Annotated in this window: 23 protein-coding genes; 3 read left to right on the forward strand and 20 right to left on the reverse strand. The window is 61.6% G+C overall.

Going from position 1 to position 24976, the window contains the following annotated elements; genetic code table 11:
• Positions 1 to 48 precede the first annotated feature (48 nt).
• The 5 genes from F0P97_RS23245 to F0P97_RS23265 form a co-directional block, all read right to left on the reverse strand.
• Entirely contained in the window at positions 49 to 501 is a 453-nt protein-coding gene (locus F0P97_RS23245; protein WP_182284499.1) for a c-type cytochrome, read from the reverse strand.
• 183 nt (positions 502 to 684) lie between these two features.
• Positions 685 to 2283 (reverse strand): bifunctional phosphoribosylaminoimidazolecarboxamide formyltransferase/IMP cyclohydrolase, encoded by a 1599-nt coding sequence (purH, locus tag F0P97_RS23250; RefSeq protein ID WP_034353954.1) that lies wholly within the window; start codon positions 2281 to 2283, stop codon positions 685 to 687.
• 87 nt (positions 2284 to 2370) lie between these two features.
• Complete coding sequence (locus F0P97_RS23255; protein WP_003071135.1) at positions 2371 to 2604, reverse strand: Fis family transcriptional regulator; 234 nt, start codon at positions 2602 to 2604, stop codon at positions 2371 to 2373.
• Complete coding sequence (gene dusB / locus F0P97_RS23260; protein ID WP_182284500.1) at positions 2601 to 3665, reverse strand: tRNA dihydrouridine synthase DusB; 1065 nt, start codon at positions 3663 to 3665, stop codon at positions 2601 to 2603. The genes F0P97_RS23255 and dusB overlap by 4 nt, the downstream gene beginning before the upstream one ends.
• Positions 3666 to 3819: 154 nt before the next feature.
• Positions 3820 to 4515, reverse strand: a complete 696-nt coding sequence (locus tag F0P97_RS23265) for a M15 family metallopeptidase (RefSeq protein ID WP_182284501.1) — start codon at positions 4513 to 4515, stop codon at positions 3820 to 3822.
• A 247-nt stretch (positions 4516 to 4762) separates the two neighbouring features.
• On the opposite strand from F0P97_RS23265, the gene F0P97_RS23270 reads away from it, so the two are divergent.
• Entirely contained in the window at positions 4763 to 5284 is a 522-nt protein-coding gene (locus tag F0P97_RS23270) for a YqaA family protein (protein ID WP_182284502.1), read from the forward strand.
• A gap of 1 nt (position 5285) precedes the next feature.
• On the opposite strand, the gene F0P97_RS23275 is transcribed toward F0P97_RS23270, so the two are convergent.
• The 12 genes from F0P97_RS23275 to F0P97_RS23330 form a co-directional block, all read right to left on the reverse strand.
• A complete protein-coding gene (locus tag F0P97_RS23275; RefSeq protein ID WP_232538034.1) occupies positions 5286 to 6440 on the reverse strand; it encodes a carbohydrate porin in 1155 nt (384 codons plus the stop codon).
• A 456-nt stretch (positions 6441 to 6896) separates the two neighbouring features.
• Positions 6897 to 7517, reverse strand: coding sequence for a response regulator transcription factor (locus F0P97_RS23280; protein ID WP_182284503.1), 621 nt, complete (start codon positions 7515 to 7517; stop codon positions 6897 to 6899).
• The gene (locus tag F0P97_RS23285; protein WP_182287299.1) at positions 7510 to 8610 is read right to left on the reverse strand and encodes a sensor histidine kinase; all 1101 of its coding nucleotides are present in this window, start codon (positions 8608 to 8610) and stop codon (positions 7510 to 7512) included. Before F0P97_RS23285 ends, F0P97_RS23280 begins: the two co-directional genes overlap by 8 nt.
• A gap of 89 nt (positions 8611 to 8699) precedes the next feature.
• Positions 8700 to 10025 carry a TolC family protein gene (locus tag F0P97_RS23290; protein ID WP_182284504.1) on the reverse strand — a complete coding sequence of 442 codons (1326 nt, stop codon included), beginning with the start codon at positions 10023 to 10025 and terminating at the stop codon, positions 8700 to 8702.
• Between the two features lie 38 nt (positions 10026 to 10063).
• Positions 10064 to 13231 (reverse strand): efflux RND transporter permease subunit, encoded by a 3168-nt coding sequence (locus tag F0P97_RS23295; RefSeq protein ID WP_182284505.1) that lies wholly within the window; start codon positions 13229 to 13231, stop codon positions 10064 to 10066.
• Entirely contained in the window at positions 13228 to 14373 is a 1146-nt protein-coding gene (locus F0P97_RS23300) for an efflux RND transporter periplasmic adaptor subunit (protein ID WP_182284506.1), read from the reverse strand. Before F0P97_RS23300 ends, F0P97_RS23295 begins: the two co-directional genes overlap by 4 nt.
• Before the next feature lie 418 nt (positions 14374 to 14791).
• On the reverse strand, positions 14792 to 15790 hold the full coding sequence (locus F0P97_RS23305; RefSeq protein WP_182284507.1) for a tripartite tricarboxylate transporter substrate binding protein: 999 nt from the start codon (positions 15788 to 15790) through the stop codon (positions 14792 to 14794).
• Positions 15791 to 15893: 103 nt separating this feature from the next.
• On the reverse strand, positions 15894 to 16763 hold the full coding sequence (gene nadC, locus F0P97_RS23310; protein ID WP_182284508.1) for a carboxylating nicotinate-nucleotide diphosphorylase: 870 nt from the start codon (positions 16761 to 16763) through the stop codon (positions 15894 to 15896).
• Positions 16764 to 16913: 150 nt separating this feature from the next.
• A complete protein-coding gene (locus F0P97_RS23315; protein WP_182284509.1) occupies positions 16914 to 17852 on the reverse strand; it encodes an NUDIX hydrolase in 939 nt (312 codons plus the stop codon).
• A gap of 46 nt (positions 17853 to 17898) precedes the next feature.
• The gene (locus F0P97_RS23320) at positions 17899 to 19287 is read right to left on the reverse strand and encodes a sensor domain-containing diguanylate cyclase (protein ID WP_182284510.1); all 1389 of its coding nucleotides are present in this window, start codon (positions 19285 to 19287) and stop codon (positions 17899 to 17901) included.
• 230 nt (positions 19288 to 19517) lie between these two features.
• Positions 19518 to 20069 carry a DUF3455 domain-containing protein gene (locus F0P97_RS23325; protein WP_420093909.1) on the reverse strand — a complete coding sequence of 184 codons (552 nt, stop codon included), beginning with the start codon at positions 20067 to 20069 and terminating at the stop codon, positions 19518 to 19520.
• Positions 20070 to 20141: 72 nt separating this feature from the next.
• Entirely contained in the window at positions 20142 to 20735 is a 594-nt protein-coding gene (locus tag F0P97_RS23330) for a ferritin-like domain-containing protein (protein WP_182284512.1), read from the reverse strand.
• 235 nt (positions 20736 to 20970) lie between these two features.
• On the opposite strand from F0P97_RS23330, the gene F0P97_RS23335 reads away from it, so the two are divergent.
• Positions 20971 to 21546 carry a sigma-70 family RNA polymerase sigma factor gene (locus tag F0P97_RS23335; protein WP_182284513.1) on the forward strand — a complete coding sequence of 192 codons (576 nt, stop codon included), beginning with the start codon at positions 20971 to 20973 and terminating at the stop codon, positions 21544 to 21546.
• 18 nt (positions 21547 to 21564) lie between these two features.
• Positions 21565 to 22365, forward strand: coding sequence for an anti-sigma factor (locus F0P97_RS23340; protein WP_182284514.1), 801 nt, complete (start codon positions 21565 to 21567; stop codon positions 22363 to 22365).
• A 491-nt stretch (positions 22366 to 22856) separates the two neighbouring features.
• Here F0P97_RS23340 and F0P97_RS23345 read toward each other — a convergent pair whose 3' ends face one another.
• From F0P97_RS23345 to F0P97_RS23355, 3 genes are all read right to left on the reverse strand, one after another.
• Positions 22857 to 23141 (reverse strand): hypothetical protein, encoded by a 285-nt coding sequence (locus F0P97_RS23345; RefSeq protein ID WP_182284515.1) that lies wholly within the window; start codon positions 23139 to 23141, stop codon positions 22857 to 22859.
• 83 nt (positions 23142 to 23224) lie between these two features.
• Positions 23225 to 24007 carry a molybdopterin-dependent oxidoreductase gene (locus F0P97_RS23350; protein ID WP_182284516.1) on the reverse strand — a complete coding sequence of 261 codons (783 nt, stop codon included), beginning with the start codon at positions 24005 to 24007 and terminating at the stop codon, positions 23225 to 23227.
• Positions 24004 to 24657, reverse strand: a complete 654-nt coding sequence (locus tag F0P97_RS23355; RefSeq protein WP_182287300.1) for a cytochrome b/b6 domain-containing protein — start codon at positions 24655 to 24657, stop codon at positions 24004 to 24006. The genes F0P97_RS23350 and F0P97_RS23355 overlap by 4 nt, the downstream gene beginning before the upstream one ends.
• Positions 24658 to 24976: the final 319 nt, after the last annotated feature.

The following is a 24976-nucleotide window of genomic DNA, read 5'->3' on the forward strand; positions in this document are numbered from 1 at the left end:
CAAAGCGCTAGCAGCCCTTGAATTCACGCCGGATCTCAGCGACCCGGCTTATCGAGCCACAGCCGATGGCGCCTGAGCCGACAGCACCCAAAGGGCCATCTGCAGAGAATCGGCCTCACTGATTTGCGGGTGGCGCGGCATGATCACATTGCCCCAGACACCCACACTACCGCTGCGAATCTTGGCCGCCAGATAGCTCTGGGCATCGAGTTGCGAGCCGTACTTCTGTGCGATCTCCGTAAATCCCGGGCCCACAAATTTGCGGTCCAGACCATGGCAGCGCATGCAATCTGCGCCCTCCACCAGCTTTCGGGCCGCCGCCAGCTCGGGCTTGGCAGCCACCAGCGCATCCGCCGCCTTCTCGGCCGTGCTGACCCGCATGATGCGCCAGCCAATATTGGCCACGCCCAGGGCCGACGCCAGCATGACCAGCCCGATCAGCCAGCCAATCCAGCGCGGCCTGGGCGGATAGTTTTCTTCGTCGTCGATAGGATCAGTCATACCAAAGCAGATTCGCAAAAAAGTATGGCCGGCAGACGCCAGCCATTGAGCACATTACCCCAACAGACATGTCCTATCAAAGGGACAGCGAGCAAGAGCCGCCTCGCAGCGAGGCTGTCGTCCCCCTCCCGATGCCAAGCATCGAGAGAGGGGGAAGGCGCGATAGCGCCTCAGGGAGAGCAATCAGTGCCTGAAATGGCGCACGCCGGTGAAGACCATGGCCACGCCACGCTCATTGGCCGCATCGATCACTTCCTGGTCGCGCATGGAACCGCCAGGCTGGGCCACGCAGGTAGCGCCCGCATCGACCACCACATCCAGACCGTCACGGAAGGGGAAGAAGGCATCCGACGCCACGACGGTGTTCTGCAGCGACAGCTTGGCAGCTTCGGCCTTGATGGAGGCGATGCGGGCCGAATCCAGGCGCGACATCTGACCTGCGCCCACGCCCATGGTCATGCCGTTCTTGCAGAAGACGATGGCATTGGACTTGACGAACTTGGCCACGTTCCAGGCGAACAGCAGGTCCTGAAGCTCTTCTGGGGTAGGCTGCTTGACGGTCACGACCTTGAGGTCGGCCAGCTTGAGCTCATGGTTGTCCGAGGTCTGCAGCAGCAGGCCCGAGCCGATGCGCTTGGACTCGATGGCGTTGCGGCCGTTGTCCCAGTCGGTTGCGCCGCCGGCGGGCAGAGCGATCTTCATCAGGCGCACATTGACCTTGGCCTTGAAGATTTCCAGGGCTTCGGCGCTGAACTCGGGAGCCATCAGCACTTCGACGAACTGCTTGGACACGGCTTCGGCAGCGGCCTTGTCCACAGCGCGGTTGAAGGCGATGATGCCGCCGAAGGCGCTGGTGGGGTCAGTCTGGAAGGCCTTGGAGTAGGCTTCGAAGGCGTTGGCACCCACGGCCACGCCGCAAGGGTTGGCGTGCTTGACGATCACGCAGGCAGGGGTGTCAAAGCTCTTGACGCATTCCCAGGCCGCATCGGCATCGGCGATATTGTTGTAGCTCAGCTCCTTGCCCTGCAGCTGCACGCCCGTGGCCAGCGAGCCGGGAGCGGGGTACAGATCGCGGTACCAGGCGGCTTGCTGGTGGCTGTTTTCACCGTAGCGCAGATCCTGCACCTTGATGAAATGGCCGTTGGACTGGCCGCCGAACAGGGCGCGCTCGGGCACGTATTCCTCGCTGAGCTTTTCGTCTTCGAACTTGACCGAGGACAGGTAGTCGCTGATGGCACCGTCGTACTGGGCAATGCGGTTGAAGGCTGCCACGGACAACGCAAAACGCAGCTTGTCGGACAGCTTGCCGTTCGCCTTGAGTTCGGCCAGAACGGCTTCGTACTGGTCGGCGGCGGTCAGAACGCCCACGTCTTTCCAGTTCTTGGCAGCGGAACGCACCATGGCGGGGCCGCCGATATCGATGTTCTCGATGGCGTCGGCCAGCGTGCAGCCAGCCTTGGCCACGGTAGCTTCGAAGGGGTAGAGATTGACCACCAGCAGGTCGATGGTCTCGATGCCATGTTCCTTCAAGGCAGCCATGTGCTCGGGCAGTTCGCGGCGAGCCAGCAGACCACCGTGCACCATGGGGTGCAAGGTCTTGACGCGGCCGTCCAGCATCTCGGGGAACTTGGTGACTTCGGCCACTTCGGTCACGGGCAGGCCCACGCCTGCCAGCAGCTTGGCGGTGCCACCGGTGGACAGCAGTTGCACGCCCAGGGCGTGCAGGGCTTGCGCAAATTCGACGATACCGGTCTTGTCAGAGACGGAGATCAGAGCTTTCATGGGCGTCAATTCAAAGTTTGGATAAAAACAAGCTGCAAGTGCATATATATCAAGCGCTTGCAGCTATGGATTCAGTAGCATCGTCGTTCAGAGCAACTCGTGATCGACCAGCTTTTTGCGCAGGGTGTTGCGATTCAGGCCCAGCCATTCGGCGGCGCGCGACTGGTTGTTGTCGGCCTGGCCCATCACCACTTCCAGCAGCGGTTTTTCGACAAGACGAATCACCATGTCGTAGACATTGGCCGGTGTTTCGCCCTCGAGATCGCGGAAATAGCCCTCCAGGCTATCGCGAACGACTTGTTCTAAATTCTGATTGCTCATGCAGCCATTTCTGCCGGTTCGTCCAGCTCGCTGCTTGCTTCAGCAGCGGCCGTGGCCGCCGGGATCCGCTCCATCTGCTGCCCCAGGGCATCCAGATAGTCGGCCACGGCCTGCCATTGCACCGCACAGTCCTCAATAGTGTTGATGTGTTTTCTGAACTCTTCCCCGCCCGGCAGAGCTCGCAGATACCACGCAATATGCTTGCGGGCGCTGCGCACGCCGACTCCCTCGCCATACAGGCTGTAGTGATCTTGCAAATGTTCGAGCAGCAGACGACGCAGCTCGGCCACCAGGGGGGGAGCCAGATGCTCTCCGGTGGCCAGAAAGTGCGCGATCTCGCGAAAGATCCACGGTCTGCCCTGAGCTGCACGGCCGACCATGATGGCGTCTGCCCCCGTATAGGCCAGCACATCGCGGGCCTTTTCGGGGCTGTTGACATCGCCATTGGCCACCACAGGCACTTTGACGGCCTGCTTGACGGCCGCAATCGTGTCGTACTCGGCAAAGCCCTTGTAGCCTTGCTCGCGCGTGCGGCCGTGCACGGTCAGCATCTGGATGCCGACATCTTCAAACTGGCGCGCCAGCAGAACTGCGTTCTTGTGCGTATCGCACCAGCCGGTGCGCATCTTCAGGGTGACTGGCACGTTGTAGGGACGTGCGGCCTCCACCACGGCCTGGGCAATCTCCACGGCCAGCGGCTCGTTCTGCATCAGGGCGGAGCCCGCCCATTTGTTGCAGACCTTCTTGGCCGGGCAGCCCATGTTGATGTCGATGATCTGCGCGCCGCGCTCGATGTTGTAGATGGCAGCCTCGGCCATCATGAGCGCTTCGGTGCCGGCAATCTGGACCGAAATCGGCCCAGGCTCGCCTTCATGGTTGGCACGGCGACTGGTCTTGAGACTGTTCCACAAGTCCTTGCGGCTGGTCACCATCTCGCTGACCGCATAACCGGCTCCCAGTGCCTTGCACAGCTGGCGAAACGGCCGGTCCGTCACACCCGCCATGGGAGCGACAAACAGACGATTTGCCAATGGAATATGACCAATGTGCAGGGCGGGCATGGAGAGAATTTGGTTTCTGCGGCAGGTAATGTCTGACACAGACCGGGCGCTGGAAAAGAGGGAACAATTATACCTGCTCAAATTTTCAGCAAAACCAAACTCCATGCATCACCCTGTGAGGCGAGTCACTATCGAGCAATGCACCACCGGCGTCTCAGTTTTCACGCACCGGCATATCAAAGTACTGCTCAGGATAGGGCTCGCTGACCAGCGTGTAATGCCACCACTCCTCTGGCAGGTTCTTCCATCCGTTGCGCTGCATCAGGCTGCGCAGCCAGCGGCGGTTGTGCTGCACATCCGGCGATTGCTGGGCATTGTCGGTATGCGACTGCTCGTCAAACAGATCGAAGGGCGTGCCCATGTCCACTTCGATTCCGTCGGCCAACGGCCCGCGCACCAGCTTTCTGGCGCGCTTGGCATCCACCACCAGCAGCGTCATGTCCACGGTGCTGGCACGGCTGTGACCCGATTTCTCGGCGATGTAGCCACGCTTGAAGAGCTCGCTCTTGGGCACGCGCGGGTAATACATATCCTTGTTTTTCTGATCGGCCATATCGCGCCCCCAGCGCACAAAGTCGTCGACGGCCGCCTGGGGTCGGTAACAGTCATAGACCTTCAGAGCCAGACCCTGTCCTGCCAGTTCCTTTTGAACAGTTGCCAGAGATTCGGCGGCCACGCGGCTGAGCCAGCAAACCCCGGCCTCATAGCCAGCCACGGGGCGGCCCATGAAGTTGTGCTTGGAGACATAGCGCATGTCCTGCTTGATGCCGGGCGCCAGCGTCGCCAGCGGCACCAGATCGGCAGCCGCCGTGACCGCTGGTTTGGCATCAGACGGCACGATGGTCTTCATGTTCGGTGCGCAACCAGCTATCAAAAGCAAAACGACCGCCAGGCCTGCTGCCTGACTCGATCGCATCATTTTTTTTAGAGGGCTGAAAGCCATTCCTACTCCCATTGATCTGGCGTTACCGGATAACACCCGTGTACGCATTTGAATAAGAAACCATATATCAACAGCCTGCAATCAGGCTGATGACCGAGAAATGACAGGATGCAAAGTTCAGGGAATTGAGCGACCCGCCTAAACTAGCCGCCCTATGGAAGCGTGGATACATCAGTTGCTGCAATGGCTGGCCCTGCCGGAGCTGGGCCTTAGCACCGTGTTTGTCGTGGCCCTGGTCTCTGCCACCCTGCTGCCGCTGGGCTCTGAGCCGGTGGTGGCCGCACTGGTCTCAGCCAACCCCGATCTGTTCTGGCCCGCCATTGTGGTCGCGACGGCTGGCAACACGCTGGGTGGGGCCATCAGCTGGTGGATGGGACTGGCCGCCAAACAGGCCTGGAACAAGGCCAAAAAGCTGCGCCGACATGGAGAGCCGCCGCCCCAGAACATGCACCACAAGTCACGCTGGAACCGCGTCGCCCGTTACTGGCTGCGCAAATACGGCGCCAAGGCCTGCCTGCTGAGCTGGCTGCCCGTCGTCGGCGACCCGCTATGCGCGGTCGCCGGCTGGGTGCGCCTGCCTTTCTGGCCCTGCGTCGCCTATATGGCAGTTGGAAAATTCCTGCGCTATACCTTGATGACGGCAGGCCTGCACCAGATCATCCTGCGGTTTTTCTAGATCAGAACTCGGTGTGCAAACGCACAGCCAGTGCGTTGACGGGCCCACGGTCCGCGTTGTATGCAGGGTTACGGATATGCTGCCAGTCAAAGCTGATGCTGGATTGTTTGCCGATCCCCACGCTGTAGAACATCTCGAAAATATTCTCGGGCTTGTAGTTCAGACGCCCATCCCCAATGAACGGCCCCACCCCGCCCTCTGCCAGATACTGGCGGTGTGTGGACGAGAGGAAATTGCGCGCCACGCCTATGCCCAGCGTATCGTTCGCCCGTCCCCATCTGCGCCCCTGGATCAGCAGACCCGCAGAAAGAGAGCGGTCGATTTCCGTGAAGGCATAGATTTCCGTCTTGCCATCGGCCCAGCTGCCACGGGCAAAAAGACCCACGTCCTCACTCAGCGCCTGCTCCAGGTTGATGCCGAAGCCGTGCTTGCTTCTGGCACCGTAGCGCGCAACATTCAGATCCGGCACCGCCCCGGTCTGCGCCGCCAGGCTGAGTGCATCGTCATAGCGCGTCATCACGGCATGGTTGCGGAAGACCAAAGCACGCAACTTGCCCGGCTGGCCCGCCAGCGTGTGTGCGTGGGCTACTTCCAGCTGATCGCCGTAGTGTTTGAAAATTCGATAGTCCAGCGGCTGGCCGTTGGGCTCCTTGGGCTGGATGAAGCGACCGAAGCGCACCTCCCAGTCGTCGTGAAACCACTCCAGCACCGCTCCCCAGCTGTAACCTCTGGCATCGGCGGCATAGTCAAACGCGCCTTGAGTCATCAGCGACCAGTTCATGAACTGCGTGCGCGGATCATGGCTGTAGCGGTTGTCGTCAAAGATATCGATGACCGCCAGATTGCCCACCGTGAGCACAGTACGACGCTTGTCCACCGTGCCCGCCAACTGCCTTGCCTCTGACTCCACCGCCTCTTGCTCACCGCCATGACTCCAGGTCTGGCGCAAGAATGCACGGGCGCGATAGAGCTTCAACCTTGCTCCCGAAGTCTTGGCCAGTTCCCCATTGGTAAAGCCACCCAGGCCTGCCAGTCCCGACAGAGGAATGCCCTGCGCGCCTTCCAGATCAAGATAGACCTCCCCTCCGGCCCATGGACGGTATCCGAGAGATGCAGTGGTCGTGAAGGAGTAGCTGCGCTCGCGCCCTGGCAACAAGCTTTTCTCGCCGGTATAGGGTGCAGAAAAGGACGGCTTGCGCTGCCAGACATAGGTGGCCTGGAACTTGGCATTCCACTTCTCAGGCTCTGTGTTTCCCCCACCCGCATCAGCTGCTGATGCTGTTGCAGAGGCTGCTTCACTGCCTGCATGGACTGGCTCTGCACTCTGCTGCGCATGAGCAGTCGGCCCCCATATCATGCACAAGGACATCAAACTGCCCGTGCAAAGCTTGCCGAAACCCATTTTGTTATTGAATGTTCTTTGCTGACGCATTGACCGCTCCTGGCGAGCCCGCCATTGTGAACTGGCAAACCCGCACACGCTCCAGAAAATTCATGCGCAATCTGCACATGGAAACCGACACGAACAATTTTTACGTTCGCCGTACAGGCACCCGCGACGCCTGCTGCGCCTGCGAAGTGCCAGCCCGGCAGGCCAACCATGCGGCTACCATCAGCGGATGCCCAGCTTCTCCAGCATGCGCACCAGCTCGGCAACCGAGCCAGCTTCCATCTTGCGCATGGCTTGAGATCGCCTGACTTTGATGGTGATTTCGCTGACATCCAGCTCTCCCGCGATCTGCTTGTTGAGCAGGCCTCGCACCACGCCAATCAACACCGACTGCTCCCCACTGGACAGCGAGTTCCAACGCGAACGCAACTCCAGCAACTGCCCATCCTGTGCACGACGCTGGCGATCAAGGGCAATACCTTGCTGTATGGCATCCAGCAGATCCTGATCACGAAACGGCTTGGTCAGAAACTCTATGGCCCCGGTCTTCATGGCCTCCACGCTCATGGGAATATCGCCATGGCCGGTGATGAAGATGGTAGGAAAACGCAGTCCCTGCTCCAGCATCTGGCGCCTGAACTCCATGCCGCTCTGGCCCGGCATGCGAATGTCCAGCACAAGGCAGGCCGGCCCCTCGGGCAGGCTCAGCTCCAGATGGGCGAGAAAGTCGCGCGTCGCACCGAAGGCAGACACGGCCAGACCCACGGAGAGAAGCAAATCCTCGATGGCCGCGCGCACCGAGGCGTCGTCATCGATCACATACACGGTTTCGAGCTCAGCCAAGCTTGTGTCCTCCTGATACGGGATCACCCGATGCGACGAAAGCCGCGATGGTCACATGAAACACGGCGCCGCTGTGCCCGTCCTCGCGGTCCGTGGCCCAGATGCGGCCACCATTGGCCTCGGCCATGTGGCGACTGATGTTCAGCCCCAGACCCATGCCCTCACGCTTGGTGCTCCAGAAGGCATCGAACAAATGGCTTTTGGCCAGCGGCGATAGCCCCACTCCCGCATCGGTGACTGTCAGCACCAGTTGCTGGCCCAAGGCCTGGGTAGCCACGGCAATGCGCCGCTGCACGGCCGGCGTGTCCTGCATGGCGTCCATGGCGTTGAGCAGCAGATTGCCCAGCACCTGCAAAAACTGCACTCGGTCGCACCAGGCCGGGGCCAGACCCGGCGCCAGTTGCAGGTCCATGGCAATGGCGCGCTGGTTCAGGTCCGCGCCCGACAGATTCACCATCTCGCGCACTGCCTCGTTGAGATCGAACTTCTGCTTGCTCGGTGCCTCGCCGCGCGCCATGGAGCGGATACGCGCAATGACCTCGCTGGCGCGCCGCGCATCACCCAGGATGCGCTCCAGCGCCTGGCCGGCTTTTTCGAGATTCGGTGGCTGCTGAGCCAGCCAACGCTGGCAGGCATTGCCGCTGGTGACGATGGCAGCCAGCGGCTGGTTGACCTCATGGGCGATCGAGGCCGTCACCTGTCCCAGGCTGGTGGCCTGAGTGATGCGCAGCAGCTGGGTCTGTGCTGCGTGGGCCGCATTCTGGGCGGCCACCATCTTCAGGCCCAGATAGGCCGTGATGACGATGGCCAGGATGCTGATGCCCGTGTTGATGAGTCCGGTGCGGTAGGCGCCAGCCGGCGTCAGCGCAAAGCTGGCCAGGGTGAGCGCTATGCACAGCACCGTGGTGCCTATCACCAGGCGCGGGCTGAACCAGCGCACCGCCACGAGGATGACGGCCGTGTGGAACACGGCGGCGGCCACCGCGTACTCGGTCAGCGTATCCAGCGCGAAGATGGCTGCCATGGTCGCTGCCATGCCGGTCAGGATCAGGGCCCGGCGCAGATGCAGGAAGCGTTGCGGTTTGGCTGTCATGGCATGCAGGGCGGAGCTCAGGGCGTGAAAGACCCGTTGATTGTGGCTCAAGATGCGCGCACGCCAGCCCCGCCCGCCTACTCCACTTATCACAGCGCGGGCCGCTGGCCTATGCTCAGTTGCAGATCGACCGTGGCCTTGGCCAGATCAGCATCGGCCTGCAGATAGCCGAGGTAGGCATCATCGGCCGAGCGCTGGGCCGACAGCAGCTCCAGCAATGAAGCCTGGCCGTGACGGTAGGACAGTCGGATGCTCTCGAGCACGCGCTGCGCATCCGCCAGCGCATTGCTGCGATAGCGCTCCACATTCTCCTGCGCCGCCGCGAAACGGAAGTAGGCGGAGCGCACATCAGCCTCGGCCTTGTGTTGCGACTGCTGCAGCCCCAGCATGGCCTGGGTCACGATGGCCTCGGCCTGCAGCACCTCACCGCGGTTCAGGCGCGAGAACGGGATGGGCATGCTCACCGAGACCGACAACATGCGCGAGCGGTTGTTCGCATCGAAGACATTGCCTTTGGCATCCACACCCGCAGACGTGGCTGGTATGGCGGTCAATCCCACGGCCAGCGTGGGATTGACCCAGCGGTTGGCCTGGGCCAGGCCTGCATTGTCGCGCGCATTGTCCAGCATGGCCTGGGCCACGCGCACATCACTGCGCACCTGCAGGGCCTGGACCACCAGGGCGTCAATGTTCTTGTCGTTCGCAAAGGGCTGGAAATCGCATTGCAGATCCTCGGAGCCGAAGACCTCCGAGAGCTTGCGCCCCAGCGGCACGCTCAGGGCCAGACGTGAGGTCTGGGCATCGGCCCGTGCCTGCGTCACGTCGGCCTGGAACTGGTCGCGCTCCACGCGAGACTGCCGCCACTCAACGGTGCCGACGTCGCCGGCCTTGCGTCGCACCTCGTTGGCCTTGACTACATCGGACAGAGCATTGAGCGTCTGCTCCTTGCGCTCAAGCGCCTGGCGATCGCGGCAGGCCTGTGTGAAGTCCTGGGCCGCATCGGAGAACAGCTGGGTGCGGAATCCCTCGACCTCCGCCTCGGCCAGCCGCACCTGGCTGCGTGCAGCGCGAATGCGAGCCGAGCGCTTGCCGCCGGTCTCCAGCTCCATGCTGAGTTCATAGGTCCGGTTCTGCGGGCGCGGCAGGCCGCTATTGACCTGCTCGCGCGCAGCTCCCAGCGAGAGCTGGGGATCGGGTCGTATGCCCGCGATGCCGACGCCAGCCCGGGCTGACACCACGTTCTGTTGCTGGGATTGCAGGTCCAGGCTGTGCTGCTCGACAGCGCTCAGGTAGTCGCTGAAGCGCAGCCCGGCGGCGGCAGGCTGCGCCGCGGCCTGGGCCAATGCCGTGCCACCCAGGCCCAGCGCCACCAGCAGCAGAGCCAGGCGCTTGAGGGAAAGAAAGGGAAATTGCATGGTGCATCCAAGTTTGTAGATATTGCGTGAACCCGAACTCAGGGGGCCATGCGCTCCGCAGTGGCGGTGGCAACGGGGGCTGCATCCTCGTCGTCGAGTTCCCCGCGCTCGGCCGCCCGCCGGCGCTTGCGCTCAAGCGCACGCTGGGCACGCAGCTCGATCACGTAATAGAGATTGGGCAGCAGCAGCAGGGTAAGCAGGGTGGCGCTGGCCAGCCCGCAGACCACCACGGTGGCCAGCGGCCGCTGCACATCACTGCCCAGGCCCGTAGCAAGCATGGCCGGCATGAGACCGAAGGCCGCCACCGTGGCCGTCATAAGCACCGGGCGCATACGGCTAGATGCCCCCTCGAGCACGGCCTCGCGCAACTCCAGACCGTCCTCGCGACGCAGCCGGTTGATCTGCGAAACCATGAGCACGCCCGACAGCACGGCCACACCGAACAGCGCAATGAAGCCCACGGCACTCGAGACATTGAGCGTCATGCCGCGCAGATGCAGCCCGGCAAAGCCGCCGATCATGGCCAGCGGCACCACGCCCAGCACCAGCAGCGGCTGGCGCAGATTGCCGAACTCGCCGAACAGCAGCACCAGCATGATGCCCAGCGTCAGTGGCAGGATGACCAGCAGCCGTGCCTCGGCACGCTGCAGGTTCTCGAACTGGCCGCCCCACTCGATATGGATCTTCTGGTGGTCGTACTGGAGCCGGGCATCGAGAGCCTCATGCGCATCCTTGAGGAAGCCTGCTAGATCACGGCCGCGCACATTGAGCTTGACCAGGATGTGGCGCTCGCCGCCCTCGCGCACGATCACGCTCTGACCCACCGTGGTGCTGATGCGCGCCACATCGGCCAACGGCACATGGGCACCGTTGGCAGCGGCCAGACGCAGCGCACCTATGGCTTCGGGGCTGCTGCGAGTACCGGGCGCGAAGCGCACCGTCATGTCGTAGCTGCGTTCACCCACATAGAGCTGGCCTATGGAGGCCCCGCCCACGCCCGTGGAGATCAGCTGGGCCACATCGGCCGCGTTGATTCCGTAGCGCGCGGCAGCCGCACGGTCCAGGTCTATGCGCAGATTGGGCAGCGGCGGCTCGATGTCCACGGCCACGTCGGCCGCACCGGGCACCTTGGACAGAATGCCCACCATCTCGTCTGCCACGCGCCGGTCCTCGTTCAGGTCCTGGCCGTAGACCTTCACGGTCAGATCGCTGTGCGCACCCGAGAGCTTGTCCTGCACGCCGTCGATCATGGGCTGCATGAAGCCCACGGTATAGCCGGGCATCTGCTCGAAGCGTTCGGCCATCTTGGCGATCAGTTGCTGCTTGTTCAGGCCCGACTTCCATTGGTCGTAGGGATGCAGGCCCACGCTGGCCTCGATGTGCGAAGGCGTCCAGTAGTCGGTGCCGTCATCGTTGCGGCCGGTCTGGGTCACGATATAGGACACCTCGGGAAACTGCAGCGTGGCCCGGCGCAGCTCGTCGGCCATGTCGCGGGCTTTGTCCAGCGTGATGCCGGGAGGCATCTGCACTTGCAGCCAGATCGAGCCTTCGTCCAGATAGGGCAGGAAGTCGCGGCCTATGGTGCCGGCCAGCAGCACCAGCGCTACCAACGCCGCCGCTACGGCCCCCACCAGCCAGCGCATCCGCCCCACGGCGACGCCGAGAAAGCGGTCATAGCGCTCGCCCAGAAAGCTGAGCACGGGGTTGTGGAAGATCTTGCGCGGACGGCGAAAGGCCAGCCAGGCCAGGCCCGGCGTGAGCAGCAGTGCCACGGCCAGCGCCCCCACCAGTGCCGCCCCAACGGCACTGGCCATGGGCGAGAACAGCTTGTACTCGATGCGCTCGAAACCGAACAGCGGCAGATAGGCGGCTGCGATCACGCACATGCCGAAGAAGATGGGGCGCGCCACCTGCAGCGTGGCCGAGACGGCGTCGCGCGGCGTCAAGGGCTTGTCCTCCTGGGCCTCGCGGCGGCGCAGAATGTTCTCGACCACGACCACAGCACCATCGACCAAAATACCGAAATCTATGGCTCCCAGCGACAGCAGATTTGCCGGAATCTTGGCGTGATGCATGAACACAAAGGCCAGCAGCAGCGCCATGGGAATCGTCAACGCCACGATCAGCGCCGCGCGCGGGCTGCCGAGGAACAGCAGCAGCACCAGAGTCACGACGATCATGCCTTCGGCCAGAGTCTTGCCCACGGTATGCGTGGTGCGCTCGATCAGCGTGGTGCGGTCCAGATAGGGCACGACCTTGACGTCGGGTGGAAGCAGCTTCTCGTTGAGCTCCTTCACCGCAGCATGGATGCCTTCCAGCGCCTTGGAAGGGTTCGCGTCCTTGAGCAGCAGCACGATGCCTTCCAGCGTGTCGGAGTTGTCGTCCTTGCCCAGAATGCCGCGACGCTCCACGTTGCCATAGGTCAGGCGCCCCAGGTCCTTGACCAGAATCGGCGTGCCGTTGTCCGAGGTCTTGACCACCACATTGCCCATGTCGTCGAGCGATCTCAGCAGGCCCACGCCGCGCACCACATAGGAGACTTCACCACGGTCTATGACGCTGCCGCCGCCGCTGGCGTTGTTGGCATTGAGGGCCTCAATCACCTGGGACAGGGTCAGCCCGTACTGCAGCAGGTGCGCGGGGTCGAGTTCGAGCATGAACTGCGTGGTCAGGCCGCCGAAATTCGTCACATCCACCACGGACTGTGCTTTCTTGAGGCGCGGAATCACCACCCACTGCTGCAGCTCGGACAACTCGCGCAGGCTGTGAGTGGGGCTTTCCAGCGTATAGCGGTAAACCTCGCCCGTGGGTGAGCTGTAGGGGTCGAGCGCAGCGCGCGCGCCATAGGGAAGATCGACCTCGTCCATGCGCTCCTTGAGGCGCTGGCGCGCCCAGTAGCCGTCGACCCCGTCCTCGAACACCACGGTGATCAGCGACAGGCCGAACAGGCTGCGCGAACGCAGTACATGCATGGCCGGTGTGGCCAGCAGCGCACGCTCCAGCGGAATCGTGATCTGCTGCTCGATTTCCTCGGCCGCCAGACCCGGCACCTGGGTGACGATCTGCGAGGTCACATCGGCGATATCGGGATAGGCCTCGAGCGGCAGCTGCTTCCAGCTGAACCCGCCATACAGGGCCGCAAAGATGAAGATCAGCCACACCACGCCGCGACGTGCAAAACTGAGATTGACGATGCGCTCGATCATTGCAGCAGCACTCCACCGTTGACGACGATGCGCTCGCCGGACGCCAGGCCCGAGCGGATCTCCACCTTGCCATCCTGCTGCGCGCCGACCTGCACGTCGCGTGGCTCAAAGAGGGCGCCCTTGTCCGTGCGCCCCTTGTCTACGAAAATCCGTGAGCTCACATTGCCCTGGAGCAGCGCCGTGGTCGGCACCATGAGGGCGTCACGACCCGGTCCGTCAAAGCTCACGCGCGCAAACATTCCCGGGCGCAACCGCCCTTCGCGGTTGTCCACGGCCACACGCACCTTGACGCTGCGCGTGGCGGCATCAACGATCTCACCCACGTATTGCACACGGCCTTCGAGCCTGAGGTCGGGATAGGCGGTCAGCGCGATATGCGCCTCCTGGCCCACGTCCACATGGGCCAGGTCGCGCTCGGGCACGCTGGCGCTGAGCCAGACCTTGCTGAGATCGGCCACGGTCATCACCGAGGCATTCACGTCATTCCAATAGCCGCCCTGCGAGCCCGCCATTTCCACCACGCGTCCGCTGATCGGCGACTTGATCACATAGCTGCCCCGCGAGCTGGCCTGCACATCGGCGCCAAGCTGGGCCAGGCGGTCGGTCGCAGCGCGCGCATCGGCGCTGGCTGCGGCCAGCGCCTGCTGCGCGGCCTCGTAATCCTTGCGCGCCGCGATCTCGGCATCAAACAGCAGCTTCTGGCGATCGAACTCCTGACGCGCCAGCAGCAGCGCGGACTGGGCCTTGGCATTGTCCGCCCGAGCGACCGAGATGTCGGAGGAGTCCATGGTGATCAAGGCCTCGCCGACCTTGACCGGGTCGCCAAGCTGTCGATGCAGACGCACCAGCCGGCCCGCGACCGGAGGCGTGATCTTGACCATCTTTTCAGGCTCGGCCTCGATATTCGCCGGCGCCGAGATCAGGGTTTGGACCTGCTCCTGGGTGGCTTGTGCCAGCTTCAGCTGCGCCAGCACGGGAGATTGCGACGGCACCACGACCAGATTGCCTTCGCGGTACAGCGCAGCCTGGCTATCGGCAGCAGCGGCCGGCGTCTGCTTGTCGCCATTGCAGGCAGCGAGCGCCAGACACAACAGCAGGCAGGCAGCCCCCACGGGACTGCAGGAGTTCAGGACTTGTTTCATAAGCAGCAAACAGTGGCATCGATATGGCCAGGGCAGGTCCCGGCCCAGGATTGATCCTGTCTCGCCCTTGCAACTTCTTGAATGCAGAAGCAGCTTTGCAGCAGGACAGAGAAGCGGGAGAGCATGGGGAAGCCGCGCGCCATAGCGCCGTCAAGGAATGGGCATCCAAGGGGGAACTTCTCCATGCGATGGGCGGCAAAGCATGCCGCCGTGGCGCCAGGGTCTGGAGCCCTGATCCCCGCCTTTGATTATCAAACCCGCCAGTCGACAAAGCGAGCCTGCCTTGGGAAGAGAGGCTTGGCTTTTGGTTGGTCCCAGCTATACCTTCGTATAGCGAACCCGTCATATGCCTGAAACAGAACAGGCCACCTTTGCAGGTGGCCCGTCACGAACATGGGCGTCTGGCGTCGGCCTGCACTCAATCAACCGTGAGCCCGAGCTGCGCGGTCACGGCCGCATAGCGCTCGATATCGGCGGCGATGAGCTTGCCGAACTGGGCAGCGGACTCCCCGGCCGGCGTATAGCCCTGCTCGCGCAGCGCCTGCAGCATCTCGGGCTCGGCCAGTATCTGCGTCAGCACCTGGTGCAGACGGGCGATCACAGGCTCCGGCGTGGCAGCCGGCGCCAGCAAGCCATGCCACTGCTCTACGGCAAAACCAGCCAGGCCCTGCTCGGCCATCGTGGGGACATCGGGCAGGGAAGCGACGCGGGCCGGTGCCGTGACAGCGATGGCCCGCACGCGGCCTGCAGCTATCAGGGGCGCGGCACTGCTGGCCGTGACCACGGCCACAGGTAGCTGTGTTGCGGCTACTGCAGTGATGGCCGGGCCGCAACCCTTGTAGGGCACATGCTGGAGGTTTGCATGGGCGGCCTGGGCCAGCATCTCGCCCGCCATGTGCTGGGGCGTGCCGTTGCCGCAGGAGGCAAAGGACAAAGGCTGGCCAATGGTCGCTCCAGCCAGCGCATCGTATAGATTGCGCACGCTGCTTTGGCTGGGCACCACCAGCACCGAAGCGATGCTGCCGACGTTGAATACAGCCTTGAAGTCCCGGCGCGGGTCGAAGTCCAGATGCCGGTAGACACCGGGGTTGATGGCAAACGAGCTGTTGACCATCAGCAGCGTGGCGCCGTCGGGTGCTGCCTCGGCCACAGCGCTCGCACCGATATTGCCGCTGGCGCCTGGCCGGTTCTCCACCACTACGGATTGGCCCAAGCGCTGCTGCATGGCAGCGCCCAGGCGGCGCGCCAGCAGGTCCGTGCCGCCCCCAGGCGGAAAGGTCACAACGATGGTGATGGGCTTTTCAAAACGGACTACCGCCGAGCCAGTGCAGGCATGCCAGATTCCCGCAGCCGTCACCGCCAGCGATGCAGCAACCGGTACCGCCCAGCTGTGGTACTTCTTCAGCATGGCCTTCATCAGTACACGCCCCAAGCAAGGGGCCGCAAGCAAGTGCCGCCGTCCCACGAGGCTGTCGTCCTCCCATGGAGGGAAGCGGCAAAGCCGCTCAGGGGGCAGGCCATCAGGCGTCAAGCCCTATATCGAGTACGCGCGCGCTGTGCGTGAGCCAGCCCACGGCAATCTGGTCCACGCCCGTGGCAGCCACTGCGGGTGCGGTTTCGGGGGTAATACGCCCCGAGGCTTCGGTAATGGCCCGGCCCTTGCACATGCCGACCGCAGTGCGCAAATCATCCAGGTTCATATTGTCCAGCAGCACCACATCCACGCCCAGTTGCAGCGCCACATCCAACTGGGCCAGCGTATCCACTTCCAGCTCGATCTTGACCATATGACCCACGCCGGCACGAGCACGCCCCACAGCCGTGGCAACATCGCCGGCCAGTGCAATGTGGTTGTCCTTGATGAGTACGGCATCGTCCAGGCCAAAACGGTGGTTGCTGCCGCCACCGACACGCACGGCGTACTTCTGCAAGGCTCGCAGGCCCGGCATGGTCTTGCGCGTGCAGGTCACCCGGGTGCCAAAGGGCTTGATGGCCTGGGCAATCGAATGCGTGGCGCTGGCCACGCCGCTGAGATGGCAAAGGTAGTTGAGCGCCGTACGCTCGGCCGTGAGAATGGCTCGGCTTTTACCGCGAATGCGGGCAATCTCCATGCCTGGCTGCAGCAGCGTGCCGTCTGCGCAGCGAACGTCAAACTCCATGTGTGCATCCATCAGCACAAAGGCCAGACGAGCCAGATCAAGTCCGGCCAAGATGCCATCCTGCCTAGCCACCAGACGCAGCTCGCCCGCTGCATCTGCGGGAACAATGGTGTCGGTGGTCAAGTCTGCGGCGCGTCCCAGATCTTCCAGCAAGGCCATGCGTACCAGCGGCTCCAGCATTACATCGGGCAGGGGAGGAACGGGCAAGGCTGCAATTTTATTAATGCTCATTTTGAGTATTTTTAGTTCAACAAAAAGCGCAAAGACTTCCAGATCGCTTTCAGGCCTTACGCAAACCGACTTATGCTAAATCTGAGCATTATTTAAGTCAAGCCGCCCCCACAGTGAAAAAAGTCCTGCATCCAAAGAGTGCGTCAGGGGCTAATGACTTCTTGCCAGCGGCAGCTTGTTGCCAGCTATGGCGCGCTCCAGCATTACATTGCGCCGGAAGCGGAACAGCTTGGCCGGGCGGCCCGCACCTACGGCCGTCATCTGGCCGGTTTCCTCAACCAGCGCCTGCTGCTCGATCAGGCGCCGGAAGTTCTGCTTGTGCAAGCCGCGCCCCGCCAACGCCTCCACCGTCTGTTGCAACTGCAGCAGCGAGAATTCCTCGGGCATCAGTTCAAACACCACGGGCCGATATTTGATCTTGGCGCGCAAACGGGCCATACCGGTAGCCAGAATGCGACGGTGATCATTACTCATCGCGGCACCGGGCAGCAATTCGGCTGCGCGTGCTTCATCACCCTCGCCCCAGGCTTCGGGCACCACAGCTGCCTCAAACAGCAGCTCGTAGCGCTGCAGAACCAGTTCCTCGTTCCATTCGTGCTCATCCAGACCAAAAGTCATTGAAGCTCTTTGCCATCGTGCGCTTCTAGCTACACTATCTGAAGCAGCTTCACTCCATGCATGCAGCGCTGGCGCAATGCGCTCGGCAATCACGCCGGGCATACCGTCGCGCCAGTCCTCCCATGGGAAGTAGCGATACCAGTCCTGCCAGCCCGGCTGTGCGGCGCCGACCTCATCCAGTTCCTGAGTCAGCGCCAGATAGCTGATGGAGATGACATGCATGCCCAGCTGCTGCGAGCGCTCCCGGTCTGCGAAGGTGTAGAGCTGCTCCACAAAGCCCAGAGGATGGTGGGTCTGTTTCTCCACCCAGGCACGCAAGCTGGCCTGCAGCGAGCGGTGGTTGCTGGTAAAAGGCCCGGCAGGCAAGGCTCGCCCGGACCCGGTGGTCAGGATACGGGGCTGGCCACCCGTGACGGCAACCAGCACTGCCACCAGATCGGCCTGCACGGAATGCAGTTCGGAATTGTTCAAACCACTCAAAAGCTATGAAGACGAGGACAGGGAGGAAGAGCAAATTCTACGGTGAGGCGGCCCCTGTCCAAGGCTTATCCGGACTCTTCCCCGAAAAGGTCAAGGAATCGCCCTGCGCCAGCAATTCGGGCGCTTGCACCAAAGGCATGTTCATCGACCCCGTGGCGATGGCCACCTGATTGCGCCCCCTATGCTTTGCCCTGTAGAGCGCCGCATCTGCGCGCTTGAGCAGATCATCCTCGGTTTCGCCTGGCTCCCAGAGCCCAACCCCTAAAGAAATGGTGAAACGCCCCACCTCGGGATCGGCGCATTCCGCCACGGCACAGCGAATGCGCTCTGCCAATCCTGCGGCCACACCGAGGCTGGCATCCGAGAGGATGATCAGGAACTCCTCCCCGCCCCAGCGCACGGCATGGTCATAGCGCCGAACCTTGCCGGAAAGCACCTGCGCCACCATCTTGAGCACGCGATCTCCGGCAACATGGCCAAAACGGTCGTTGACCCGCTTGAAAAGATCGATATCGCCCAATATCACGCCATAAGGCCGCAACTGATTCTGAGCCTGGAGCTGGTTGCGCTTGAGCTCGGTCTCGCCTGCATGGCGGTTGAGCAGGCCCGTCAGCTTGTCGCGGTTTGCGCGCTCGCGCAGCTCCATCTCTCGCTGCACCATGCGGCTGATGTCCTTGGATGCCCCCACATAGTGGCTGATCTCCCCTGACTCGTCGCGCAGAGCTGCAATGCTTTGCTCGGCGTAGTACACGCCGCCGCTTTTGTGACGGTTGATGAAGGTGGCGCGAAAATTGTGGCCAAGACTCAATGCTTCCTGCAACTGGGCATAGAACTCCGGCTCATGCAGGCCCGAGCGCAGCATCTCGGTGGGCTGACCCAGCAGTTCCGCCGCGCTATAGCCCGTGAGAACTTCAAAAGCCTGGTTGACAAAGACGATGGTGGAGTCGCGATCCGTGATCAAGATGCCGTCATTGGTCGCATTCAATGCCCTGGCGAGCAGCGCGCGCTCTTGCTCGGCTTGCACACGCTCCGAAATATCGCGCTGCACCGCCACAAAATGCCGAATGACGCCCTTCTCATCACGCACGGGGGAAATATTCCACTCCACGTGGTAGGTGCAGCCGTCCTTGCGGTAATTCACCACACTGCCCTGAAATGGCAGGCCTTGCTCCAAAGACTCATGCAAGCGCTGCAACACCAGTTGATCCGTCAGCGGCCCCTGGAACATGCGCGGCGAGCGACCCAGAAGCTCTGCTTCGGTGTATCCGGTCATATCGCACATCGCTGCATTGCAGTACTCGATGACAGGTCCCTCTCCACCCAGCCTGGCATCGGTAATCATCACTGCGCAAAAGGACTGAGCCATGGCGATCTCCAGCAACTGGCCGGTGATCGTTCGCTTTGCAATGGCATTGGCACGAATCATGTTTGAACCTCGAGCGCGCTTGCAGTCGTGAAGTCTCATTATTCGTTACTTTGCGTCACTTGCGTATACCAAAAACATCAGCATCTCAGCTTGTCCACGCCGAGCTACCCTCGGCTGTGCAGGCACCAAGCCATAAACCGGAATCAAAGCCCAAGCATCTCGTGCTCCAAGCTGAAAAAAGGCGCAACGTCCCGGCCTCTGACTGGGAAGGTGCGCCACTGGACTCTCTGTCAGACCGCTTTCCAGAAAATATAGTCGGCCTGATACTGCACGATCTGCTTGCTGCCCAGATTCGCAGCTCCGCAGGCCATGCTCGGCGCGACGCCCCCCTTGGTTGCCACACGCTGGATATAGGTCACCCCCTGCATGGCTCCCATTCCGGTGGCAGGATTGGCCTTGACCAGCTGCAGCGGGATATTACCCGCTCCGGCAGGAGCCACGGCAAGCTGCGTGGCAGTGACCTTGGAGCCGTCGTTGTTCTCCCAAGTCGCTGGCGGACCCCAGTATTTGCCGATGACCGTACCGCTTCGCGTTTGCAGCTTGGCATCAGGGCCTACAAACACCCATTCGTGCTCGGCTGCCATGTCCTTCTTGGCCCGACACTCATAGGTGATCTGGCCAACACCCACGGTCTCCATGGCCACTTTGTGTCCTGCGGGCACTTGCACGGTAGCCGGAAGTTCGGCTTGTGAATACATGGAGTGAGAGCCCATGGATGAGCAAGCGCTCAGGCCAAGCGCGGATAGGCACAGAGCGGTCAGCGAAAGTGTGTGTCGATGCATCATGAGTATTCCCTCAAACAAGATGAAAAAATGCACCGGGCGAGACTGCCCGGTACTCGGGGCTTCGCCAGGTCAGCCGCCAAATGACAAGGCATTGCTTGGCAAGGGGCGGCCGAGAGCCGAGATCAGGGCCGTGTAGTGCATGGTTTCATCGGCGGCCAGGCGTCCTGCGACCTTGGCCAGGTCACGGTTTTCGAAAGCTGGAATGACGCCCAGGTAGGCATTGGTCGCGCCAAGCTCCAGTCTTGCGGCCAGATTGAGCACATCGGCCTGACTCTTGAGGGTTGCGGCCTTGAGAGAGTCGGCATAGGTCTGCATCGAGGCCTCGGCCACCGGCTTTCCGCCCATCTTCTGGATGGTGGCAATCAGAGCGTCACGGTGGGCCTTGTGATGGCTTTGGAACAGCAGGGCCACATCCAGCACGGGCTTTTGCAGCAGGCCGCTACCAGCACCCAACTGGTAGGCGTTGATGGCCTCATGCTCCAGCCCCAGGGCCACATTGAGGATGGATACATCCTTGGCTGGATCATTGCCCATGCCTTGGGCCAGAGCCTCGTTGCCTGCCAACATGGCGACCGCCACGGCCGACAAAGTGCCGGTGGTGCCAAGAAATCCGCGACGCGAGGCCATGGGCGAGGCATGGCCTTCAAACAGATGGATGCTCATGATGACTCCTAATTGGATGTGGGGATCTGTCGGCCTTTGCGATGTCCGACACTTGGAATACGCATCCTTTGGCGCGGTGGATTCAAGTTTCTGAAAACTTTTTCAGCCATTTCGCGCGTTGTCCAAATCCAGTGGCTGGGTTGCTGCGTATAGGTGATTACCAGGAACTGCAACATGCCTTGGCAGTTATCCAACAGCACAACATGAAGCAGGTCCTACTGATCAAAATGGCTGCATGAGCGCCCAAACACCGGACAACCAACTGATGGACTTGATCGACCGCGTAGCAACCCGGGACGAGGTTGCTCTGAAGCTGCTGTACGACCAGACCGCCTCGCGGCTGTATGGCCTGGCTCTGCGCATACTTGGTAACAAGGAGTGGGCAGAGGATGTGCTGCAGGAGAGCTTTCTGGGAATCTGGCGCAGTGCGCAGACCTACCGGGAGTCGCTCAGCCCGCCCCTGGCCTGGATGGGCATGCTGGTGCGCAGCCGGGCCCTGGACTTTTTGCGCCGGCGCAGAGCCGAGCGCCTGCATCTCAATGTATCGATTGAGGACTTTGAGGAGTTGCCCCAGGACAAGGACACGCAAGGGCCAATGCAACTGGTGGAAGCAAGTGAACAAGCCGTGGTCTTGCACCAGTGTCTAGAAAAGCTGGAGCAGCCACAGCGCCAGGTGGTGAGCCTGGCCTATCTGAATGATTTAAGTCATAGCGAACTGGCCAGCAGCCTGAAGCTGCCGCTGGGTACCGTCAAGACATGGATGCGCCGCAGCTTGGAGCAGCTGCGCAAATGCATGGCACGCCATGTTTGAGCGCCAGGAGTCGACATCATGAATCTGACCCAGAACCCTGAATTACTGGACCGACTGGCTGCCTCCTATTCACTGGGAACTTTGCACGGAGGGGCACGCCGACGCTTTGAGCAGCTGGCACGCGAATATCCGCAGGTGCGCGCGGCTGCCTTGCTGTGGCAAGGCCGCTGGTCGGCCTTCTCCGAGGTTCAGACTCCGGTACAGCCCGATGCGGTGGTCTGGACACGCATTGCCAACCTGCTGCAGGCCGAAACAGCTAGAGCCAAGTTGGCCCGACAGCGTGAAGCCGCATCGAAGTCGGCATGGCCGACACTCGCGTGGTGGCGTGGACTGGCACTGGCAGGCGGTTTGGCCACGGTGGCGGCTATCTCGGTGGGGCTTTGGTCGCATCAAGGGCTCAGGGATGCATTGCACCAGAAATTGTCTGCGTTACAGACTCGGCTCCAGCTGGCGCAGGCTGAATTGCAGGCGGCGCCCCAAATTCAATATGTGGCGGTGCTCGCCGATGGCAAGGCTGATGCGTCCATGCTGGTGACCTTCGATCCCCGGCACCAGCAACTGGTATTGCAACGCGTGAGCGGCTTCAAGGAGGCTGATAACAAGTCTCTTCAATTGTGGGCCTTGCCTCAGCAGGGCGCGCCACGTTCCCTGGGGGTCATGGGTGATGGAAAGCTTGAGCAACTCACTGCGCAGGAGACAGACGTGAAAGCAATCCCGGCCCTGGCCATCAGCCTGGAGCCCAAAGGCGGCGTCCCCAGCTCAACGGGGCCGACTGGTCCGGTGCTGTTCAAGGGCGCGCTCATTCGCCGAGATCTCTGATTCCCGTCTCCATTGACACTGCAGCGAACTGTGTCCGAGCTGTCCAGAACCATTGAGGCTCCACGGCTGCCATAAGTAACGAGGCCTGTGACTGCTTTCCGCTGCAAACACGGTGTATCAGTCTGCTCCCCGAATGAGCGCTTCTAAATGCTTGGCAAATGCGCGGCCATCCTTCAGGCCTCTCGGAGGCGCAACATACGCTGCAACATCGCTCTGTATGACCACAGTCAGGACATGCTGACGCGGCCGCCCTGTATGGATGTAGCGACTACAGCCCTGATCTTCAGGCCAGCATCAACTCATCTTCCGGCAGCCTCGTGACAACTCAGCACGGCCAGGGTGGCCCGAGCGTTGAGATTGCAGGCACCAAATGCGCTTGATACTGCGTCAGCTTCGGACGCAGTACCTGCAGAACAATCTACAAAAATCGAGCATGGCTGAGCGTCGGGAGCGACAAGGCGTCGAGACGGCTATTGCCGCTCCCCTGCTTGCTATTTGCTCATGGTGCCCCTTGACATTCCTTCCTTACCCATGGCGTCCTTGCTCATCTTGTCCTTGCCCATGTGGTCAATAGAGGATTTTCCGTCCTTGGTCATTGCACCCTTGCTCATGCTCATGGAATCCTTGTGCTTGGAGTCCTTGTCCATGGAAGGCTTGTCCATGCCCATTTGATCTCTTCCCATTGACTCCTTGGTCATCGCATCGGCTGCAAAGGCCGAAGTGACGCTCAATGCCAGACACATGGAAAGCGCGGTGGTGATGAATGCGTGTTTCATGATGGTACTTTCTTGGCTCAGGTGGAAAAAGACGGCATGTGCCGCAGTGGGAACAGGAGAAATCGGATTGAAGAGGTGTTTCCTCAGCTACCGCCGAACCAGTTGTAGCCCTGGTCTTCCCAGTAGCCGCGGTTGAAGGAGTTGCTCACGAAGATGGCCCGTATGTGCTTGGGATTCTTGTAGCCCAGCTTGGTAGGCATGCGAAGCTTCATCGGGAAGCCGTATCTGGATGGCAGAGGCTGTCCATCCCAGTCGAGTGCAAGCAGCGTCTGAGGATGCAGGGCGGCCGCCATGTCGATGCTGGTGTAGTAGTCATCGACACATTGAAAGCCTACATAGCGGGCACTGAGGTCAGCTCCCACTGCTCGTAGAAAGTCACCAAAGCGTGGACCACCCCATTTGCCGATGGCGCTCCAGCCTTCCACACAGATGTGGCGCGTGACCTGCGTGTACTGCGGCAGCGCGCGCAACTCGTGGAGCGTCCAACTGCGCCTGTCGGCCACAAGACCTGTGACCTCCAAAAGAAAACTGGCTCCATCCACTTCCGGGACCCTGCTTTCAGCATAAAAAGCATTGAAGGGAAATGGCCTGGTGATCATGGATTCGGGGTAAGTGGGTGCAAGACGCGACGAGTCGAACAGCCAGCCCTGTATACGATCATTGAAGCGCGATATCCGGGAGAGCGCCTCTTCTGCTGTGGCGTTGTCGTCGATGCTGCATCCACTGAGCAGCCCGATACCGCCCAGCGTGAGACCTCGTGCCAGAAACTGCCGACGCGTTGATTGCGACAACTGCCTGCCGATCAGACGACTAGCCTCGGCAACCACTACTTCACCGTTGTCCCGATGCCAGAGGGATGTGCTCATGTCGTGCTCTCCTTGATCGCAGGGCGGAACGTCGGGCGGCCCAGCACCATGAGGAGCAAAGAGCGCGGAACCAGTAAAACCATGAGAAGATGAACGGCAACAAAGCAGACAATGGCCGCCATGCAGTAAAAATGAATGCGTCGTGCCATGTCGTAGCCACCCAGAAGCTCGCGCAGCAGCGGAAACTGCACCGACTTCCAGACCACCAAGCCACTGAGCACCAGCAATATCAAATCTGCAACGGCAAACAGGTAGGCAACGCGCTGCAGCTGGTTGTAGTGACTCAAGTCCGAATGCGACAAACGTGCCGTCAGTGCGAGCCAGGTGTCACGCAATATGCCGCGCACAGTGACGGCAAGCATGCGGCGCGCAAACCTGCCCGTGAACAGATTGAGCAGCAGATAGGCAAGTCCATTGAGCACAAACAGCCACATACCCGCGAAATGCCATTGCAGTGCGCCGCCCAGCCAGCCGCCCAGAGTGAGGCCGACAGGAAAGAAGAAGTCAAAAATGGGCGAGGCGTTGTAGATTCGCCAGCCGCTCATCACCATGACCAGCACAGCTAGTGCATTGATCCAGTGGGTCATGCGCAGCCACAGCGGCTGAACTGTGGCGCTGCGCTTCGACGGTTGATGTGCAGGAGAAGGCATGAGCGCATTGTTTTGCGCACCTGATCTCGAAGTCCTCACCGAAAGTTCAAAAAATCGTGATAGTTCGGCAAGCGCCGTTGATGAACCGAATCGAGCTGCTTCCACTAAGTGCCCAGCAATTGCCTTTGTTGTCAGTAGAACTCTGCAAACTTGCCGAATGCATGCCTCCATGCTTCAGGGCAATTGCAGTACCGCCAGGACCAAAGGCTTCCAGCCTATTTCTCGAGGGCTCACACTCCCCCTTCCTCTTGAACGACAGGGCTGTCGAGGATTCGCAGTTGAGCAAGGTTGCAGAACCCATGCCTGCGACGACTGACTG

Source organism: Comamonas testosteroni (genome assembly GCF_014076415.1).
Classification (GTDB): Bacteria; Pseudomonadota; Gammaproteobacteria; order Burkholderiales; family Burkholderiaceae_C; genus Comamonas; species Comamonas testosteroni_F.

Excerpts from the sequence above, each read along its gene's own strand:
- F0P97_RS23245 (WP_182284499.1), bottom strand. The coding sequence starts at position 501 with ATGACTGATCCTATCGACGACGAAGAAAACTATCCGCCCAGGCCGCGC.
- purH (WP_034353954.1), bottom strand. The coding sequence starts at position 2,283 with ATGAAAGCTCTGATCTCCGTCTCTGACAAGACCGGTATCGTCGAATTT.
- F0P97_RS23255 (WP_003071135.1), bottom strand. The coding sequence starts at position 2,604 with ATGAGCAATCAGAATTTAGAACAAGTCGTTCGCGATAGCCTGGAGGGC.
- dusB (WP_182284500.1), bottom strand. The coding sequence starts at position 3,665 with ATGCCCGCCCTGCACATTGGTCATATTCCATTGGCAAATCGTCTGTTT.
- F0P97_RS23265 (WP_182284501.1), bottom strand. The coding sequence starts at position 4,515 with ATGAAGACCATCGTGCCGTCTGATGCCAAACCAGCGGTCACGGCGGCT.
- F0P97_RS23270 (WP_182284502.1), top strand. The coding sequence starts at position 4,763 with ATGGAAGCGTGGATACATCAGTTGCTGCAATGGCTGGCCCTGCCGGAG.
- F0P97_RS23285 (WP_182287299.1), bottom strand. The coding sequence starts at position 8,610 with ATGACAGCCAAACCGCAACGCTTCCTGCATCTGCGCCGGGCCCTGATC.
- F0P97_RS23290 (WP_182284504.1), bottom strand. The coding sequence starts at position 10,025 with ATGCAATTTCCCTTTCTTTCCCTCAAGCGCCTGGCTCTGCTGCTGGTG.
- F0P97_RS23295 (WP_182284505.1), bottom strand. The coding sequence starts at position 13,231 with ATGATCGAGCGCATCGTCAATCTCAGTTTTGCACGTCGCGGCGTGGTG.
- F0P97_RS23300 (WP_182284506.1), bottom strand. The coding sequence starts at position 14,373 with ATGAAACAAGTCCTGAACTCCTGCAGTCCCGTGGGGGCTGCCTGCCTG.
- F0P97_RS23305 (WP_182284507.1), bottom strand. The coding sequence starts at position 15,790 with ATGAAGGCCATGCTGAAGAAGTACCACAGCTGGGCGGTACCGGTTGCT.
- nadC (WP_182284508.1), bottom strand. The coding sequence starts at position 16,763 with ATGAGCATTAATAAAATTGCAGCCTTGCCCGTTCCTCCCCTGCCCGAT.
- F0P97_RS23320 (WP_182284510.1), bottom strand. The coding sequence starts at position 19,287 with ATGATTCGTGCCAATGCCATTGCAAAGCGAACGATCACCGGCCAGTTG.
- F0P97_RS23325 (WP_420093909.1), bottom strand. The coding sequence starts at position 20,069 with ATGCATCGACACACACTTTCGCTGACCGCTCTGTGCCTATCCGCGCTT.
- F0P97_RS23330 (WP_182284512.1), bottom strand. The coding sequence starts at position 20,735 with ATGAGCATCCATCTGTTTGAAGGCCATGCCTCGCCCATGGCCTCGCGT.
- F0P97_RS23335 (WP_182284513.1), top strand. The coding sequence starts at position 20,971 with ATGAGCGCCCAAACACCGGACAACCAACTGATGGACTTGATCGACCGC.
- F0P97_RS23340 (WP_182284514.1), top strand. The coding sequence starts at position 21,565 with ATGAATCTGACCCAGAACCCTGAATTACTGGACCGACTGGCTGCCTCC.
- F0P97_RS23345 (WP_182284515.1), bottom strand. The coding sequence starts at position 23,141 with ATGAAACACGCATTCATCACCACCGCGCTTTCCATGTGTCTGGCATTG.
- F0P97_RS23350 (WP_182284516.1), bottom strand. The coding sequence starts at position 24,007 with ATGAGCACATCCCTCTGGCATCGGGACAACGGTGAAGTAGTGGTTGCC.
- F0P97_RS23355 (WP_182287300.1), bottom strand. The coding sequence starts at position 24,657 with ATGCCTTCTCCTGCACATCAACCGTCGAAGCGCAGCGCCACAGTTCAG.